18 protein-coding genes are annotated in these 16,726 nt (G+C 70.6%); 6 read left to right on the top strand and 12 right to left on the bottom strand.

The window, feature by feature from the left end; translation table 11 throughout:
- Positions 1-77: 77 nt before the first annotated feature.
- On the bottom strand, positions 78-1,388 hold the full coding sequence (locus OG302_RS17085) for an MFS transporter (RefSeq protein WP_371527590.1): 1,311 nt from the start codon (positions 1,386-1,388) through the stop codon (positions 78-80).
- 62 nt (positions 1,389-1,450) lie between these two features.
- Between OG302_RS17085 and OG302_RS17080 the strand changes: the two genes are divergently transcribed.
- Entirely contained in the window at positions 1,451-2,452 is a 1,002-nt protein-coding gene (locus OG302_RS17080; protein WP_371527589.1) for a LysR family transcriptional regulator, read from the top strand.
- A 6-nt stretch (positions 2,453-2,458) separates the two neighbouring features.
- Here OG302_RS17080 and OG302_RS17075 read toward each other — a convergent pair whose 3' ends face one another.
- Entirely contained in the window at positions 2,459-3,223 is a 765-nt protein-coding gene (locus OG302_RS17075) for an alpha/beta hydrolase (protein ID WP_371527588.1), read from the bottom strand.
- A gap of 102 nt (positions 3,224-3,325) precedes the next feature.
- Here OG302_RS17075 and OG302_RS17070 point away from each other — a divergent pair, with 102 nt between their 5' ends.
- Entirely contained in the window at positions 3,326-4,495 is a 1,170-nt protein-coding gene (locus OG302_RS17070; RefSeq protein WP_371527587.1) for an adenosine deaminase, read from the top strand.
- 142 nt (positions 4,496-4,637) lie between these two features.
- On the top strand, positions 4,638-5,042 hold the full coding sequence (locus OG302_RS17065) for an ATP-binding protein (protein ID WP_371527586.1): 405 nt from the start codon (positions 4,638-4,640) through the stop codon (positions 5,040-5,042).
- Positions 5,043-5,132: 90 nt separating this feature from the next.
- Here the strand turns inward: OG302_RS17065 and OG302_RS17060 are convergent, their stop codons facing one another.
- The 5 genes from OG302_RS17060 to afsQ1 form a co-directional block, all read right to left on the bottom strand.
- Positions 5,133-5,336, bottom strand: a complete 204-nt coding sequence (locus tag OG302_RS17060) for a PspC domain-containing protein (RefSeq protein ID WP_361837670.1) — start codon at positions 5,334-5,336, stop codon at positions 5,133-5,135.
- A 90-nt stretch (positions 5,337-5,426) separates the two neighbouring features.
- Positions 5,427-6,017: a VanZ family protein gene (locus tag OG302_RS17055; RefSeq protein WP_371750144.1), complete on the bottom strand. Its 591-nt coding sequence runs from the start codon at positions 6,015-6,017 to the stop codon at positions 5,427-5,429.
- Positions 6,018-6,071: 54 nt separating this feature from the next.
- The gene (locus OG302_RS17050) at positions 6,072-6,674 is read right to left on the bottom strand and encodes a hypothetical protein (protein WP_371527585.1); all 603 of its coding nucleotides are present in this window, start codon (positions 6,672-6,674) and stop codon (positions 6,072-6,074) included.
- A complete protein-coding gene (locus tag OG302_RS17045; protein WP_371750143.1) occupies positions 6,671-8,197 on the bottom strand; it encodes an ATP-binding protein in 1,527 nt (508 codons plus the stop codon). Before OG302_RS17045 ends, OG302_RS17050 begins: the two co-directional genes overlap by 4 nt.
- A gap of 50 nt (positions 8,198-8,247) precedes the next feature.
- Complete coding sequence (afsQ1, locus tag OG302_RS17040; RefSeq protein ID WP_030562528.1) at positions 8,248-8,925, bottom strand: two-component system response regulator AfsQ1; 678 nt, start codon at positions 8,923-8,925, stop codon at positions 8,248-8,250.
- 212 nt (positions 8,926-9,137) lie between these two features.
- Between afsQ1 and OG302_RS17035 the strand changes: the two genes are divergently transcribed.
- Entirely contained in the window at positions 9,138-9,914 is a 777-nt protein-coding gene (locus OG302_RS17035) for a SigE family RNA polymerase sigma factor (RefSeq protein ID WP_371527584.1), read from the top strand.
- Between the two features lie 172 nt (positions 9,915-10,086).
- Here the strand turns inward: OG302_RS17035 and OG302_RS17030 are convergent, their stop codons facing one another.
- Positions 10,087-10,725 (bottom strand): uridine kinase, encoded by a 639-nt coding sequence (locus OG302_RS17030; RefSeq protein WP_371527583.1) that lies wholly within the window; start codon positions 10,723-10,725, stop codon positions 10,087-10,089.
- A 123-nt stretch (positions 10,726-10,848) separates the two neighbouring features.
- On the opposite strand from OG302_RS17030, the gene OG302_RS17025 reads away from it, so the two are divergent.
- Positions 10,849-11,250 carry a hypothetical protein gene (locus OG302_RS17025; RefSeq protein WP_371527582.1) on the top strand — a complete coding sequence of 134 codons (402 nt, stop codon included), beginning with the start codon at positions 10,849-10,851 and terminating at the stop codon, positions 11,248-11,250.
- A gap of 46 nt (positions 11,251-11,296) precedes the next feature.
- On the opposite strand, the gene OG302_RS17020 is transcribed toward OG302_RS17025, so the two are convergent.
- The gene (locus OG302_RS17020; RefSeq protein WP_371527581.1) at positions 11,297-12,793 is read right to left on the bottom strand and encodes an MDR family MFS transporter; all 1,497 of its coding nucleotides are present in this window, start codon (positions 12,791-12,793) and stop codon (positions 11,297-11,299) included.
- 29 nt (positions 12,794-12,822) lie between these two features.
- On the bottom strand, positions 12,823-13,440 hold the full coding sequence (locus OG302_RS17015; RefSeq protein WP_371527580.1) for an NADPH-dependent FMN reductase: 618 nt from the start codon (positions 13,438-13,440) through the stop codon (positions 12,823-12,825).
- Between the two features lie 126 nt (positions 13,441-13,566).
- Between OG302_RS17015 and OG302_RS17010 the strand changes: the two genes are divergently transcribed.
- A complete protein-coding gene (locus tag OG302_RS17010; protein WP_371527579.1) occupies positions 13,567-14,304 on the top strand; it encodes a TetR/AcrR family transcriptional regulator in 738 nt (245 codons plus the stop codon).
- A 93-nt stretch (positions 14,305-14,397) separates the two neighbouring features.
- On the opposite strand, the gene OG302_RS17005 is transcribed toward OG302_RS17010, so the two are convergent.
- Entirely contained in the window at positions 14,398-15,285 is an 888-nt protein-coding gene (locus tag OG302_RS17005) for an aldehyde dehydrogenase family protein (protein WP_371527578.1), read from the bottom strand.
- Positions 15,278-16,723: an aldehyde dehydrogenase family protein gene (locus OG302_RS17000; protein ID WP_371527577.1), complete on the bottom strand. Its 1,446-nt coding sequence runs from the start codon at positions 16,721-16,723 to the stop codon at positions 15,278-15,280. Before OG302_RS17000 ends, OG302_RS17005 begins: the two co-directional genes overlap by 8 nt.
- Between the last annotated feature and the right edge of the window lie 3 nt (positions 16,724-16,726).

Raw genomic sequence — 16,726 nt, 5'->3', positions numbered from 1 at the left:
CCCAGCACTTCGGAAGCTACCGCAGCCCACTGACAACGGCCCCCGGAGTAGGAAGACCCGCAGGCAAGAGGGGTGGCTCAGTGCGCGGCCACGAGCCCCCGCCGCTCCTGGACGCGAGCCGCGTGCGACCCCCAGACGGTGAGGGAGACGACGCCGGACACCGCGAGCAGCCCCAGGCCCACCGTCCCGGCCCAGCCCCCCGCGTGGAAGGCGACCGCACCGAGCGTGCCGCCCGCGCTGGATCCCAGGTAGTACGCGGACTGGTAGAGCGCCGAAGCCTGCGCCCGCCCCGCGGTGGCCGTACGGCTCACGGATGAGGAGGCCACCGCGTGGCCGGCGAAGAAGCCCGCGGTGATCAGGACGAGCCCGAGCAGCACCATGAGCAGCGAGTCGGACAGGGAGAACAGCAGCCCGCCGGCCGTCGTGCTCACCGCCAGGTACAGCGCCCCGCGCCGGCCGAGCCGCGCGACCAGCTTCCCCGCGGCGGCCGACGAGACCGTACCGACGAGGTAGACCAGGAAGATCGAGCCGATGATGCCCTGCGGGAGCGAGAACGGCGCCTCGGTGAGGCGGTAGCCGATCACCGTGTAGACCGCGCCGAACACGGTCATGAACAGCGCGCCGATCGCGTACAGGCGGCACAGCAGCGGGTTGGAGAGGTGTGAACGGATCGTCCGGCCCAGGGCCTTGGGGTTGAGCGACCCGGCCGTGAAGTGGCGCGGCGCGGGGAGCAGCGCGCGGAAGGCGAGGGCGCACAGGACGGCCACGACACCCACCACGCCCACGGCCGCGCGCCAGCCCCATGCCTGCGCGACCCAGCCGGTGATGATGCGCCCGCTCATGCCGCCGATCGAATTTCCCGCCACGAACATGCCGATCGCGGCGACCAGCGCCTTGGGCCGCACCTCCTCGGCGAGGAAGGCCATCGCGGACGCCGGGAGACCGGCGAGCGCCGCGCCCTGCACGGCGCGCAGCGCGATGAGGACGCCGATGGAGGGCGCGAAGGGAACGAGCAGCCCCACGGTCACGGCCACGGTCAGCGAGGCCGTCATCAGCGTCCGTCGCCCGAACCGTTCGCTGAGCGCGCTCAGCGGCAGGACGAAGAGGGCCAGCGCGCCGGTTGCGGCCGACACCGTCCAGCTCGCCGAGCTCGCGCTCACGCCGAAGTCGGCGGATACCAGGGGGAGCAGCGCCTGCGTCGAGTAGAGGAGGGCGAACGTGGCGACACCCGCGAGGAAGAGGGCGAAGCTCATCCGGCGATAGCCGGGCCCACCGGGAGTCAGGCGGGTGTCGGCGGGATCGGCGGGTTCAGCGGGATCAATGAGAGGGGACGACGGGGTGAGGGCGGCCGCGTGGGTGGCGGACGCCCCGCTACTGGCAGGAGGCATGCATCGAACGTAGGCACACAGGACTCATCCGTCCAATGCATGGATTGGCCATAATCGTTCCTATGGTGCATGAGCGCAGTTCAGAGCGGCGTCTGTCGCAGAGCAGTTACGTAGGAGACATCGGGTCGGCCGCCGCGGCGGCGCCCGCCGGGCTCACCCCGGAGTCGTGGTCCGCGCTGCTCTCGCCGCGGCTCGCGTACTTCGCGGGGGTGGCGCGGACGGAGCACGTGACGCGGGCCGCGCAGGAGATGCAGGTGCCGCAGTCGACGCTGTCCCGCGCGCTGGTACGCCTCGAACAGGACCTGGGGGTCGACCTGTTCGCGCGGCATGGCCGGACGGTGTCCCTGACCCCGGCGGGCCGCACGTTCCTCGCCTCCGTGGAACGTGCGCTCGGCGAGGTGGAGCGGGCCGCCGAATCCGTACGGGCGGACGCGGACCCGGCGTCGGGCAAGGTGGCCTTCGGGTTCCTCCACACCATGGGCTCGGAGACCGTGCCCGGCCTGATCCGCGCCTTCCGCGCGGACCATCCGAGGGTCCGCTTCAGCCTCGTACAGAACTACGGGGAGGCGATGATCGAGCGGCTCCGGGCGGGGGAGCTGGACCTGTGCCTCACCTCGCCCGTGCCGGATGCCCCCGACCTCGTGGCCCGGCGCCTCGACGAGCAGCGGCTGCGTCTCGTGGTGCCCGACGACCACCGGCTCGCGGGGCGCAAGCGGGTCCGCCTCGCGGAGGCGGCGGACGAGGCCTTCGTGACCCTCGAACCGGGGTACGGCCTGCGGCGCATCACGGACGACCTCTGCCAGGAGGCGGGCTTCAAGCCGCGGATCGCGTTCGAGGGGGAGGAGGCGGAGACGCTGCGGGGGCTGGTCGCGGCGGGCCTCGGGGCCGCCCTCCTGCCGCCACCGGCCGTCCCCCGCCCGGGAGTCGTCGAACTGACGGTGACGGGCCAGCGGGCGGTCCGCGAGATCGGTGTGGCCTGGCTGGACGGCCATCCGGACACCCCGCCGGTGGCGGCGTTCAAGAAGTTCCTGCTGGGGAGGAGGGGGCGGCTGCTGCCGGAGTAGCGGCCCTCAGTGCCGTAACGAATCCCCGAACCCCGCGGCGAGCGGCATGCGAAGACCCAGGGGCGGCGGGGCCGCCAGCGCGTCCTCCAGGGGGCGCGCGTACGCGTGTCCGAACAGCGAGCCCATGACGAAGTCCGAAGCCAGGGCCTGGACTTCGGACTGGTGCTGCTGCAACCGGTGGCCGTCGGAATGGACTTCGAACCGGCACACCTCCCGGTTCGCCTTCTTCGCCCGCTCCGCGAGACGGAACGAGAGCTCGGGGTCGGTCCGCTCGTCGGTCGTGCCGTGCACGATCAGGACCCGGCGCCCGGCGAGCTGCTTCACCGGCTCGGGCGTGGCGGCCACGTCGTCCTCGGGCAGCCAAGGGGCCAGTGCCAGCACGGAGTTGACCGCGTCGTGGCCACTGGCCCGCAAGGCGGCCCGACCGCCCATGTCCCTGCCGACGAGGCAGATCGAGACGTCGCCGTACAGCCGGATGATCTCGTCCGCCGCCCACTCCGCGTCCCGCGCGAGCTCCGCCTGCGCGCCGTTCCACCCGCGGCAGCGGTAGTGCACGACATGCGCGGCGAGCCCCTCATCCCGGCCGTCCTGGGCGAGCCTGCGGCCGAGCGCGCGCAGCGAGGCGGCGGCGAACGGCGACGGCTTGCGGGCGGAGGTCTCGTGGCCGCCGGGGAGCAGCAGCACCGCGCCGCTGACCGCCGAGGGACGGGCGCCGATCACGCGCCCGAGCCTGGCCGCGCGCGCGGAATCGGGCGTCGCTTGCTGTGCCATGACAGAACAGTGTCAGAAGCGATGGTGTACGCCACCCGTCCGCGGGGTCACTGTTACGTATCGACCCGTGAGATCTACGCGCGTAGGCGCTAGAGTGCCGAGATGACGAGCCAGACCACCAAAGCCGGTCAGACGGACCGCGAAACGCCCAGCGCCGAACAGATCCGCCGCGCCCCGAAGGTGCTCCTGCACGACCACCTCGACGGTGGCCTGCGCCCCGGCACGATCGTCGACCTCGCCCGCGAGTCCGGGTACGAGGGTCTGCCCGAGACCGACCCCGACAAGCTGGGGATCTGGTTCCGGGAGGCCGCCGACTCCGGTTCGCTGCCGCGCTATCTGGAGACCTTCGCGCACACCTGTGCGGTGATGCAGACGAAGGACGCCCTCAAGCGCGTGGCGGCCGAGTGCGCCGAGGACCTCGCCGAGGACGGCGTCGTCTACGCCGAGATCCGGTACGCCCCCGAGCAGCACCTGGAGCAGGGCCTCACCCTCGAAGAGGTCGTCGAGGCCGTCAACGAAGGCTTCCGGGAGGGCGAGCGGCGCGCGAAGGCCAACGGCCACCGCATCCGCGTGGGCGCGCTGCTCACCGCCATGCGGCATGCCGCACGCGCCCTGGAGATCGCCGAACTCGCCAACCGCTACCGCGATCTCGGTGTCGTCGGCTTCGACATCGCGGGCGCGGAGGCGGGCTTCCCGCCCACCCGCCACCTCGACGCCTTCGAGTACCTCAAGCGCGAGAACAACCACTTCACCATCCACGCGGGCGAGGCCTTCGGCCTGCCGTCGATCTGGCAGGCCCTGCAGTGGTGCGGCGCCGACCGGCTCGGGCACGGCGTGCGCATCATCGACGACATCCAGGTCGCCGACGACGGCACGGTGAAGCTCGGCCGCCTCGCCAGCTACGTGCGCGACAAGCGCATCCCCCTGGAGATGTGCCCCAGCTCGAACCTGCAGACCGGCGCCGCGAGCTCGTACGCCGAGCACCCCATCGGGCTGCTCCGCAAGCTGCACTTCCGGGCCACGGTGAACACCGACAACCGACTGATGTCCGGCACCAGCATGAGCCTCGAATTCGAGCACCTGGTCGGTACTTTCGGCTACACGCTCGACGACATGCAGTGGTTCACAGTCAATGCGATGAAATCAGCGTTCATTCCTTTCGATGAACGCCTGGCCATGATCAGTGACGTGATCAAGCCCGGATATGCCGAGCTGAAGTCCGAATGGCTGTTCCGTCAGACCGCTTCCACCAGGGCTTCTGTCGACGTGTAGCAGGAATTGAAGCAATACGGGCGCGGCCGGGAACATTAATTCCCGGCCGCGTTTTCGCTGTTTCGCTGTTTGCGGACTGCCCCTTCACATGTTTACGGTCATGGGCCGCTCAAAAGTCCCCGTCATCAAGGACGCATAGAAGATGAAGCAGTCTGCCGCCAAGACCCTCGGTGTCGCCGCTCTCGGTGCCGCCTTCGCCGCCGTGGGCGCGGGTGCCGCCAGCGCCGCTCCGGCCCTGCCCGACGCCACGGACGCTCTGGGTTCCGCCACCGCCGTGCTCCCCGTGGACCAGGTCGCCGAGAACCTGCCCGCCGGCGGCCCCGAGGCGGTCTCCGCGGGCCAGAACGCGCTCGGCAGCACCCTGCAGGCCTCCGCGCCGACCGTCGACAAGCTCGGCAAGAGCATGCAGGACGCCTCCGACAGGGGCAAGCCCGCCGCGGGCGACCCGGTCTCCGGGCTGCTCGGCGGCCTGCCGCTCGCCGGCGCCCTGCCCACGCAGGGGCTGCCCCTGCAGGGCCTGCCCGTGAACGGTCTGCCGCTCGGCTGACCACGGCCTCGCGCACATGCCGATGGGGCGCACCCCTTTCTCAGGGGTGCGCCCCATCGGCATACGTGGGTGGCGGCGAGGGCCGCCGGTTCACCAGGCGGCCTGCCTGGCCTTGCCCTCGGAGGGCAACAGGACCCAGAGCGCGATGTAGAGCAGGAACTGCGGGCCGGGAAGAAGACACGAGAGCACGAAGATCACACGCATCGTGGTCGCCGACGTACCGAAACGCTGGGCGAGGGCGGCACATACTCCGCCGATCATCCGGCCGTGGGTGGGGCGGGCAAGGGCGGTCATGGTGACTCCTTCGTGAACCGGCGACGTGAGGTCCGGGGGCGTTTCCCCGATGACTCAAAGCTACGTTCGCGAAGCGGCCGATGCGTCGCTCTAGGGTGCGATACCGACCCTGGGAATCGTCGGGGTCGGACCCTGAGACGCGTCCTCCCGCAGGAGGGTCGCACGATGGTCCACGCCGGTACGGCGGCGGAGCCTGGCCCTGGCCGCGGGCACCACGGCGAGATGCACGAGGGTCACGCCCACCGCGTTCAGGAACAGCGAGTCGATGTCGACGACCTGCCCGGGGACCCCGGTCTGCAGCAGCTCGATGCCGAGCGAGATCAGCGCGCCCGCCGCGATCGTCCGCACCAGCGAACCCAGCGGTGACACGTGAACCCGCCCACCGGCGAGCGGAAGCAGCACACCGAGCGGGGCGAGGAGGAGCAGACCACCGCCTATCTGCCGGGCGGCCTGCACAGGACCGAGCGCCAGATCCGCCTTGATGCCGGCGAACGGCTGCAGGTTCGCCGCGCTGACCCAGGGCACGTCCAGTGGACGCAGCGTGAACCATCCGACGAACAGAAGATGCGCGACGAGGAGGAATCCTCCTGTCGCACGGAAGCGGATGGCGGCCCCGTGGCCGCCCGAGCCTTGACGCACGCCCCCCAAGACGCGCCTGGCGGCAGGATCGGTTCCGCGCATCTCGTCCCGGTGCGCGGCACTGTCCTGATCGCACACCGTGACTGACTTGTTCGGCTACTTCACCGTCTCGGTGGGCGGAGCCACCGTACCGGGGCGCTGGCGGACCGCCTGGGTGCATTCGTAGCGGCGCAGCGGATCGCTGCCGGGGCCGCCCATGATCACCTCACGGTCGTCGCCCGCCGCCGCGCTGTCGGCGAACGTGCACACGATCTGTGCCAGTGCGAACGCCGACAGGTCCTCCGGGGACGTACTGAACCGCAGCGCGTCGTCCGGGTCCCCCTTCCCGGGACCGCTGACGACCGTCCCGGCGCGTACGTCCGTGGCGAAGCCCGCCTGCTTCTCCGGCGCCGACGGCGAGTGCGACAGCTCGTCGACGAGGGCCTGCGCGATCCGGACCCGGTCCGTCGTCGCCTTGTCGGTGGAGATCCGCACCGACCGGTCGACGGTCACGAGCTGCGCCGCGCACACCAGGAAGACCTGCACCGGCACCCCGCTGGTGGACTGCGACGCGATGCTCGACCCGGACATCACACAGGGCACCCGTGAGGGGCCGGGACCGAAGTCCGTCGGCACCTCCGTCGAGCGGATCCCGCAGCCCGCCAGGGTCGCGGTCAGCACGGCGGCGAGCAGCGCGCCACGGAGCCTTCGGCGGTTCATCGTGCCTCTCCCTCGACGGCGTCGCCGCCGTCCGTGCCCTCCGCGGCCTCGTCGTCCGGCAGCAGCTCCGACGGATCGCGCGGCAGCCACAGCGTGAACACGGCGCCGCCTTCGGGCGAGTTCGCGGCGGTGATCTCCCCGCCGTGGATGTGGGCGTTCTCCAGGGCGATGGAGAGCCCCAGACCGCTGCCCTCCGACCGCGGCCGGGACGCGCTCGCCTTGTAGAACCGGTCGAAGACGTGCGGCAGTACGTCCTCGGGGATGCCGGGGCCTCCGTCACGCACCGCGATGACGAGCTTCTCGCCCGCGAGCCGCACCGAGACCTTCACCGGGGAGCCGCCGTGCTTCAGCGCGTTGCCGATCAGGTTCGCCAGGATGACGTCCAGACGGCGCGGGTCGAGCCGCACCATGATGCCGCGCTCCGCGTCCAGCTCCACCGCGTCGAGCCAGGCGCGGGCGTCGATGCAGGCCGTGATCTGGTCGGCGATGTCGACGTGGTCCAGGACGAGCCTGGCCGTGCCCGCGTCGAAGCGGGTGACCTCCATCAGGTTCTCCACCAGGTCGTTCAGCCTGCGGGTCTCGCTGACCACGAGGCGTACGGCCGGCTCGATCATCGGGTCGACGGAACCGGTCTCCGCGTCCAGCTCCTCCTCGAGGACCTCCGTCACCGCGGTGATCGCGGTCAGCGGCGTACGCAGCTCGTGCGACATGTCGGCGACGAAGCGCCGCGACGCCTCGTCACGGGCGCTCATGTCGTCGACCTTCTTCTCCAGGCTCTCCGCGGTCCGGTTGAACGTCCGTGACAGATCGGCGAGTTCATCCGTGCCCGAGACCCTCAGGCGCGTGTCCAGCTTGCCCTCGCCGAGCCGCCGCGCGGCAACGCCGAGCCGGTGCACGGGCTTGAGCACGGTGGTCGCCGCGGCCTGCGCGAGCAGCGCGGAACCGATCAGCGCGAGCCCCGTGGCGATCGCGAGCGACCAGCCGAGCGAACTCAGGTCCTTCGCCTCCGGTTCGAGCGACTTGAGCATGTAACCGGTCGGCCCGCCGCCGATGACCTTGGCGCCGCCCACGAGATACGGGGTGCCGTTGTCGACGGTCCGCTGCCAGTACAGGTGATACGGACTCTTGTTGCTGGAGGTGAGCGGCTGCTCCTTGTTCACCGTCTTGCGCAGCGACTTGGGCACGTCGGCGAGCGTGAAGGCGTCCAGGTCGGAGTAGCCGACGATCGTGTCACCGTCGCCGTTCTTCCCGATCAGGAGCACGCTGTAGCGCTGGCTGCTGTTGGCCATCGTCCCCGCGGCCTGCTGCAGTTCGTCCTGGGTCGGATTGGGCGGCAGCGCGCCGGCGCGGGTCTGCATCTCCTGCTGGAAGTCCTTCAGCGCCGCGTCCTGCGCGCGGGTCAGGACCGCCTCGCGATTCAGCCAGTACGCGATCCCGGAAGCCGTCACGGCGGCGGTGAGCGCCACCAGACCGAACACCACGACCAGCCGCAGCCGCAGGCTCGTGAAGCGAAGCCCCGCCATTATCGCCTTGCGCGCCGCGGCCCAACCGCGGAGCTTGTCCTGCGGTTTGGTCACTGAGGAGTGTCCAGCCGGTAGCCGACCCCACGCACCGTACGGATCAGCGTCGGCGAGGACGGGACGTCCTCCACCTTCGCGCGCAGCCGCTGCACACACGCGTCGACGAGCCGGGAGTCGCCGAGGTAGTCGTGCTCCCACACCAGGCGCAGCAACTGCTGCCGCGACAGCGCCTGTCCGGGCCTGCGGCTCAGCTCCAGGAGCAGCCGCAGCTCGGTCGGCGTGAGCTGCAGGTCCTCGCCGTTCTTCGTGACGGTCATCGCGGCACGGTCGATGACGAGCGAACCGAACGTCGCGGCGTCATTGGCCTCGCGCTCACCGCGCCGGAGGACCGCACGGATACGGGCGTCGAGCACCCGTCCCTGCACGGGTTTCACGACATAGTCGTCGGCACCGGACTCGAGCCCGACGACCACGTCGATGTCATCGCTGCGCGCGGTCAGCAGGATGATCGGCAACTGGTCGGTGCGCCGGATGCGACGGCACACCTCGAACCCGTCGATGCCCGGCAGCATCACATCCAGCACGATCAGGTCCGGCCGCTGCTCACTGAGCAGTTTCAGGCCGTCCTCGCCGGTGGCAGCAGTAGCCACCCGATGCCCTTGGCGGGTGAGCGAAAGCTCAAGGGCCGTACGGATGGCGTCGTCGTCCTCGATCAGCAACAGGGAAGGCACGGACGTCATTCTGTCCCATGGCAGGGGCACAGTTCGACTGTTGGAGCTCCCCCGGGCCCTGAAAGGGCCGGGAGGGGCCCCATCCTCACATCTCCCCTACACATGGAACGCCTGTTGCAGGCCTGTGACAGTCGGCGGACACCGTCATGAAGTGGGTCGGGCAGAGTTTTGGTCACACGGAAAAGCCGGACACCACCGACGGGGGGCGCGAGATGAACACACTGCACAGCACCAGCTCAAGCGCAGTAATCACGCGTCTCCACGACGTGATCCGGCCTGCCGAGAGGCACGAGAAGTCCGGTGCCGTGAGCGGGCGGGGGTGCGCTCGCGGCACCGGGCGTCAGCACACCGCGTACATGACGGTGGTTGACGTGTTCCCGGGGGAGACCCGCGGGGACAACGGGGGAAGCGAAAGGGCTCACGGGGGAGCCGCGTACAGGGAGGACACGGGGGAGCGCACATCAGCGTCGGAGGCGGAGTTCACCGCCTACGTCCAGGAGCGTCGTGCCTCCCTGTACGCAACCGCCTATCACCTGACCGGTGACCGTTTCGAGGCCGAGGACCTGCTCCAGAGCGCCCTCTTCTCGACATACCGGGCCTGGGACAGGATCAGCGACAAGGCCGCGGTCGGCGGTTACCTCCGCCGCACCATGACCAACCTGCACATCAGCGCCTGGCGGCGCCGCAAGCTCAACGAATACCCGACCGAGGAGCTGCCGGAGACGGCGGGCGACACGGACGCGATGCGTGGCACCGAACTCCGCGCGGTTCTCTGGCAGGCCCTGGCCCGCCTCCCCGAACTGCAGCGGACGATGCTGGTCCTTCGTTACTACGAGGGCCGCACGGACCCCGAGATCGCGGACATCCTCGACATCAGCGTGGGCACGGTGAAGTCCAGCATCTGGCGCTCCTTGCGCCGGATGCGCGAGGACGACGTCCTCAGCTTCGGCCGTGACCAGGAAGAGTCCTTCGGCGAGTTGGTCGCCTAGGGATCATGGGGGGCCGCCGCTCCCGGGGGGAAGTGGCGGTAGCAGGGGGGATCCACGGGGGAAAACGGGGATCACGGGGGAATCAAGTGGCGGGACCGGAAGGCCGGGGGGTCTTTCCGGTCCTTCTGCTTTGTCCGGCCCTTCTCCCGCGATCCCCTTCCCGCGTACGGAGTTACGCGGCCTCGGCGCGAGCCTTGGCGCACCGCCCGGCGGCAGCGGCCGCGAGCCGCCCCAGAGCCTCGTCCTTCCCGCAGGGGTGGGCGCCCAGCGCGGTCTGCCGGGCGACGATCGCGCGCTCGGCCCGCATCAGCCGCCACCCGCGCCGCAGCAGGAACGGCACGGACTTGCGCCCCTCGCGCAGATCCCGCACCAGCCGCCGCCGGAACGTGGTGGACGGCCGCCCCCGGAGGCAGATCGCGTCGGCGAGCACACCGATCTCCCGGCACCGCTCCACGATGTCCGCCGCGAAGATCCCCTCCGCGATGAAGACGGGCGTGCGCTCGATGTCCATCGTGGACTCGCCCGTGCGCGAGCTGGTGGCGATGTCGTAGACGGGGACGCGGGTACGACCCGTACGGCACAGCTCGTCGATGGCTGCGACGGCGGCATCCGTGTCCCAGGACGCGGGCGAGTCCCAGTCGATGTCCGTGCTGCCGGGGACCTGCGGCAGCGTCGGGTCGTCACATTCCTTGTAGAAGTCGTCGAGGCACAGGACGGGCAGCCCGGAGCGGGCGGCGAACGACGACTTGCCTGAACCCGAGGGACCGGCGAGCAGCACGACTCGGGTGGGTATCGGGGGATGGGAACTCACGAGAGACCAGTGTGCTGCATTGAGCCGCCCAGGCGACCCGACGGGTAGGGCTTTGGTGCCCGCATCCCACCTCAACTACGCTACGTGCACATCTGATTACTCAAGACGATATGGGCGGTACCCATGGCACGGCACGCAACAGCCTCCAAGCACCTCTCCCGCGCCCTGCTGCGCGCGGGCCTCACGGTCACCGTCGCGGGCACGGCGCTCGGCATCGGCGGCGCGGCCACGGCGAGCGCCGCCCCCGCCCCGGTGCCTCCGGCGTCCGACAACCTGCCGGCGGCCGGCGAAGGGGTGCTGCGTGCGCTGCAGGAGGTCGCGGCGGGCGGGCTCGGCCCGACCAAGGACCTGAAGCTCAACCCGCTCGCCGGTACGGGGTCCGACCCGCTGGACAACGCCCTGGGCACCCAGATCGCGGACTTCAAGCCGATCTCCACGGCGCCGCTGACGGCCCCGCTGACCCAGGGCGCGTCGCTGAGCGACCTGCCGGTGGTGAGCTCGGTTGCGGCGCTGCTGCCCGGCTAGCCCCTGACGCGGGGTCCCCCTGACATTCCTTCTGTCACTCCTTCTGTTATTCCTTCCGCAGGGGGACTTCCCGCACCAGCCACGCCACCGCGAAGGCCGCCGCGCCGAGGAGTGCTGTGCCAAGGACCACACCGTGCATGCCGCCGGTGACCGCCGTGCGCACCGCTTCCTGGACCGCGTCCGGCATCTTCCCGACCGCCTCCGGGGTCCATGAAGTGCCCCCCTCCGGCATGCCGCCCGATGCCAGGCGGCTCGCGTAGACGGCTCCCATGACGGCGATGCCCAGTGAGCCGCCGATCGTGCGCAGGAGTGTGGTGGTGCCGGTGGCGGCGCCCATGTCGCGCGGCTCCGCGCTGTTGATCGTGATGAGCAGGGTGCTCTGGATCAGGAAGCCCATGCCCGCGCCGAGCACGAACGTCAGCGCGGACGGCACGGCGGTGGGAGTGTCCGCGCCGACCGTGAGGAGCGCGAGACCGCCCACGGCCGTCAACGCGCCCCCGACGATGGTGTACGCGCGATAGCCGCCGCCGTTGGCCGTGATCCGGCCCAGCAGGAGCTGCGCCCCGAACATGCCTCCCATCAGCGGGAGCAGCAGCATGCCGCTGGCCGTGGACGAGGCGCCGCGTACGAACTGCATGTACTGCGGCAGGTACGAGGACGCCGCGAGCATGGCCGCGCCCACCAGGAAGGTGAGGACCTGGGCGAGCGTGAAGTTGCGGTCGGTGAAGAGCCGGGGCGGGATGATCGGTTCGGCCGCCCGCCGCTCGACCCGCGCGAACCAGACCAGGGAGCCCGCGCCGAGCACGCCGAGTCCGAGGATCTGCGGCGACGACCAGCCGTACGTCGTCCCGCCCCAACTGCCGAGCAGGGTCAGGGCGAGGATGCCCGTGGAGAGGAGGGCGGCCCCCGCGAAGTCGATGCGGGCCGTGACCCGCTCGGTGCGCAGGTCCAGGCACAGGCCGATGATGAGCAGGGCGATCCCGCCGATGGGCACGTTGACGTAGAAGACCCAGCGCCAGTCCAGCTGGTCGGTGAGGAAACCGCCGAGCAGGGGTCCGCCCACCAGTGCCACGGGCATCATCGCGCCGATCATCGACTGCGAGCGGCCCGCCTGCGAGGGCGGCAGCATGACACCGATGATCGAGATGGCGCCGACCATCAGACCGCCCGCGCCTAGGCCCTGTACGGCGCGGAAGGCGATGAGCTGCCCCATGTCCTGGGCGAGCCCGGAGAGGACCGAGCCCGCGAGGAACACCGCGATCGACCAGAGGAAACTGCCCTTGCGCCCGTACAGGTCGCCGAGCTTTCCCCAGATGGGTGTGGAGACCGAGGCGGTGAGCAGATAGGTCGTCACCACCCAGGAGAGGTGGTCGAGGCCGCCGAGGTCACCGACGATCGTGGGCAGGGCGGTGCCCACGATCGTGCCGTCGAGCAGTCCGAGCATCAGGCCGAGCAGCAGCCCGAAGAGGACGAGCTTCGACGGTCCGCCCTCGGCCGTGGGATCAGCGTCCCGAGTGGGCGTCGCTGGCGTGGTCCGGATCATGGGTCCCCCTGGTGCGAAGCGGCGTCGGGTCAGGCGGCGTACGGGGTGTGGGACCTGGCGTCCCGCAGGGCGTGCGCCCACCAGGCCAGTTGGTCGAGGAGCGCCTTGGCCGCGGTGTCGACCATGGGGTCGTCGACGGCGCCGTCCTCGCCGAAGCTGCCGAAGGCGTTGTGGAAGCTGACCGTGTTGCGGATGGTCATGGCATTCAACTCGGCCATGACCAGACGGAGTTGCTCCACCGCGCGCAGGCCGCCGGAGAGGCCGCCGTAGGAGACGAAGCCGATCGGCTTCCCGTGCCACTGCGTGTTGTGCCAGTCGACGGCGTTCTTCAGGGACGCCGGGAAGCTGTGGTTGTACTCCGGCGTGACGAAGAGGAACGCGTCGGCCGCCGCGAGGCGCGGCGAGACCAGGGCGAGGGCCTCCTCGGTGCCGGGCGCGGGCGGCTGACCGAAGGCCGGGAAGACGGTCGGCAGCGGGGTCTCGGCGAGGTCGACGACGTCGGTGGTCATGTCGTCGCGCTGTTCGAGGTGTCCCGTGAGCCACCGGGTGACGACGGGCGCGAACCGGCCCTCGCGGGTGCTGGCGACGACGACGGCCACGCGGAGAGGGCTGCTGCTGGAACTGGTGCCGGAGCTGGCGCTGGACATGGGGACCCCCTGGAACGCGGATGTGTGTACGGCGTATCGAGCTGCGTACAACGTACACGCGCAATGTGTACAGCGTCTACAGAGGGATACGTTGTACGCTCGTCCTTCGACGAGAGGAGCCCGGCTGTGGCTGGCCAGAAGAAGGACGGCAAGGCGGTGCCGGACAAGTCGCTCTGGGAGCGCCTCGATAAGCCGGCCGCCGCGCCCCGCGCATCGCTGTCCCTGGAGCGGATCGGCGCCGTGGCGGTGCGGGTGGCCGACGCGGAGGGCCTCGCCGCCGTCACCATGCGACGGCTCGCCACCGAGCTGGGGGTCGCGCCCATGGCGGCGTACCGGCACGTCTCGGGCAAGGACGACCTGTGGGCGCTGATGGCCGAGCGGGTGGCGGCCGAGCACCGGATCCCCGATGAGCTGACCGAATGGCGTGAGGTGCTGCACGCCTTCGCCCTGCTGACGCGGGAGATGATGCTGCGCCACCCGTGGGTGGGTCAGCTGCCCACGGCTCTCTTCGTGCTCACGCCGGGCCGGATGGCCATCGCCGAGCGGCAGTTGGCGGCGCTCGACGGCCTCGGGCTCGACGAGGACTCGATGATGGCGGCCTTCCGCACGGTCAGCGCCTACGCGCACGGCGCGGCCTCGTCCGAGACGGCCCTGCGGGAGTGGACGCGGTCCGAGGGCTGGTCGTCGGGCGACGAGACCCGGATGGGCCTCGCACCGCAGATGACGTACCTCATGGGCACCGGCCGCTACCCCACCTACCGGCGCTACGGCCTGCGCTCGCGCCGCAAGGACGACGCCACGTGGATGTTCGAGACGGGCCTCGAATGCGTCCTGGACGGGATCGCGGCACGGTTCGGCATCTGAGCCGGGCCGAAAAAGGGCGAAGCCCCGGCCCTCCTGGACGGAGGAGGGCCGGGGCTTCGTCGTGCGGGGAGTGGTCCGGTGTGAGGGCGGGCCTCAGTACGAGGAGCCGGACGCGCCGAGCGAACCAGTGGGGTGCCAGACCGTCTTGGTCTCCAGGAAGGCCGTCAGGCGGTGCGTGCCCGGATCCGCCGACCAGTCCACAGGCTGTGGACGGACGACGCGCTTGAGGTTGTCCGCCGCGGCGACCTCAAGCTCCTTCGCCAGTACGTCGTCGTCGACGCCCGCGAGGTCGATCGCGTTCACGTCCTGGTGCGCGGCGAGCGACGGGGTGATCTCCGCCGTACGGCCGGACAGGATGTTCACGACGCCGCCCGGCAGGTCGGAGGTGGCGAGCACCTCGCCCAGCGAGAGCGCCGGGAGCGGGGAGTCCTCGCTGGCGATCACGACGGCGGTGTTGCCCGTCGCGATCACCGGGGCGATGACCGAGACCAGGCCGAGGAACGACGACTTCTGCGGGGCGACGACCGTCACCACACCCGTCGGCTCCGGCGAGGAGAGGTTGAAGAAGGGGCCCGCGACCGGGTTGCCGCCGCCCACGATCTGGGCGATCTTGTCGGTCCAGCCCGCGTACCAGACCCAGCGGTCGATCGCCGCGTCGACGACCGCGGCGGCCTTGGACTTGGACAGCCCCTCCGCCTCGGCGACCTCGCGGACGAACTGGTCCTTGCGGCCCTCCAGCATCTCCGCGACGCGGTAGAGGATCTGACCGCGCAGGTAGGCCGTCTTGCCCGCCCAGCCGCCCTGCGCCTTGCGCGCGGCGACCACCGCGTCACGCGCGTCCTTGCGGGACGAGAGCGGGGCGTTGGCCAGCCACTTGCCCTTTGAGTCGGTCACCTCGTACACCCGGCCGCTCTCGCTGCGGGGGAACTTGCCCCCTACGTACAGCTTGTAGGTCTTGAAGACACTCAAACGCTCAGACATCGAGGTAAGCCTCCAGGCCGTGGCGGCCGCCCTCGCGGCCGTAACCCGATTCCTTGTAGCCGCCGAAGGGCGAGGTCGGGTCGAACTTGTTGAACGTGTTGGCCCAGATGACGCCCGCGCGCAGGCGGTCGGCGACCGCGAGGATGCGCGAGCCCTTCTCCGTCCAGATGCCGGCGGAGAGGCCGTACTGCGTGTTGTTGGCCTTGGCGACGGCCTCTTCCGGCGTACGGAAGGTGAGGACCGAGAGCACCGGGCCGAAGATCTCGTCGCGGGCGACGGTGTGCGCCTGCGTGACGTTCGTGAAGAGCGTCGGCGCGAACCAGTAGCCGGACGAGGGCAGTTCGCACGGGGCGGACCAGCGCTCGGCGCCCTCCGCCTCGCCCGTCTCGGTGAGCGCGGTGATGCGGGCGAGCTGCTCGGCGGAGTTGATCGCGCCGATGTCCGTGTTCTTGTCCAGCGGGTCGCCCAGACGCAGGGTCGTCAGACGCCGCTTGAGGGCGTCGAGCACCTCGTCCTGGACCGACTCCTGTACGAGGAGACGCGAACCGGCGCAGCAGACCTGGCCCTGGTTGAAGAAGATGCCGGTGACGATGCCCTCGACGGCCTGGTCGATGGGGGCGTCGTCGAAGACGATGTTCGCGCCCTTGCCGCCCAGTTCGAGCGTGACCTTCTTGTCCGTGCCCGCGACCTGGCGCGCGATGGCCTTGCCGACGGCGGTCGAGCCGGTGAAGGCGACCTTGTTCACGTCCGGGTGGGCGGTGAGGGCGGCGCCCGCGTCGCCGTACCCGGGAAGGATGTTGACGACGCCCTTGGGCAGGCCCGCCTGGCGGCAGATGTCCGCGAAGAACAGGGCGCTCAGGGGAGTGGTCTCGGCGGGCTTCAGGACGACCGTGTTGCCCGTCGCGAGGGCCGGGGCGATCTTCCAGGCCAGCATCAGGAGCGGGAAGTTCCAGGGGATGACCTGGCCCGCGACACCGAGCGGCCGCGGGTCCGCGCCGTACCCGGCGTGGTCGAGCTTGTCGGCCCAGCCCGCGTAGTAGAAGAAGTGCGCGGCGACCAGCGGGAGGTCCGCGTCGCGCGTCTCCTTGATGGGCTTTCCGTTGTCGAGCGTCTCCAGGACGGCCAGTTCGCGGCTGCGCTCCTGGATGATCCGCGCGATCCGGAAGAGGTACTTGGCGCGCTCGGCGCCCGGCAGCGCCGACCACTTCTCGAAGGCCTTGCGGGCGGCCTTCACCGCGCGGTCGACGTCCTCGGAGGATGCCTGCGCGACCTCGGAGAGGACCTCTTCGGTGGAGGGCGAGACGGTCTTGAAGACCTTGCCGTCGGCCGCTTCCACGAACTCGCCGTCGATGAACAGGCCGTACGACGGCGCGATGTCGACGACGGAGCGGGACTCCGGTGCGGGGGCGTACTCAAAAGCTGAAGTCGTGGAAGTCATGGG

The sequence above is a fragment of the Streptomyces sp. NBC_01283 genome (assembly GCF_041435335.1).
In the GTDB taxonomy this organism is placed as follows: Bacteria; Actinomycetota; Actinomycetes; order Streptomycetales; family Streptomycetaceae; genus Streptomyces.
This window is presented reverse-complemented; position numbering and strand designations above follow the sequence as displayed.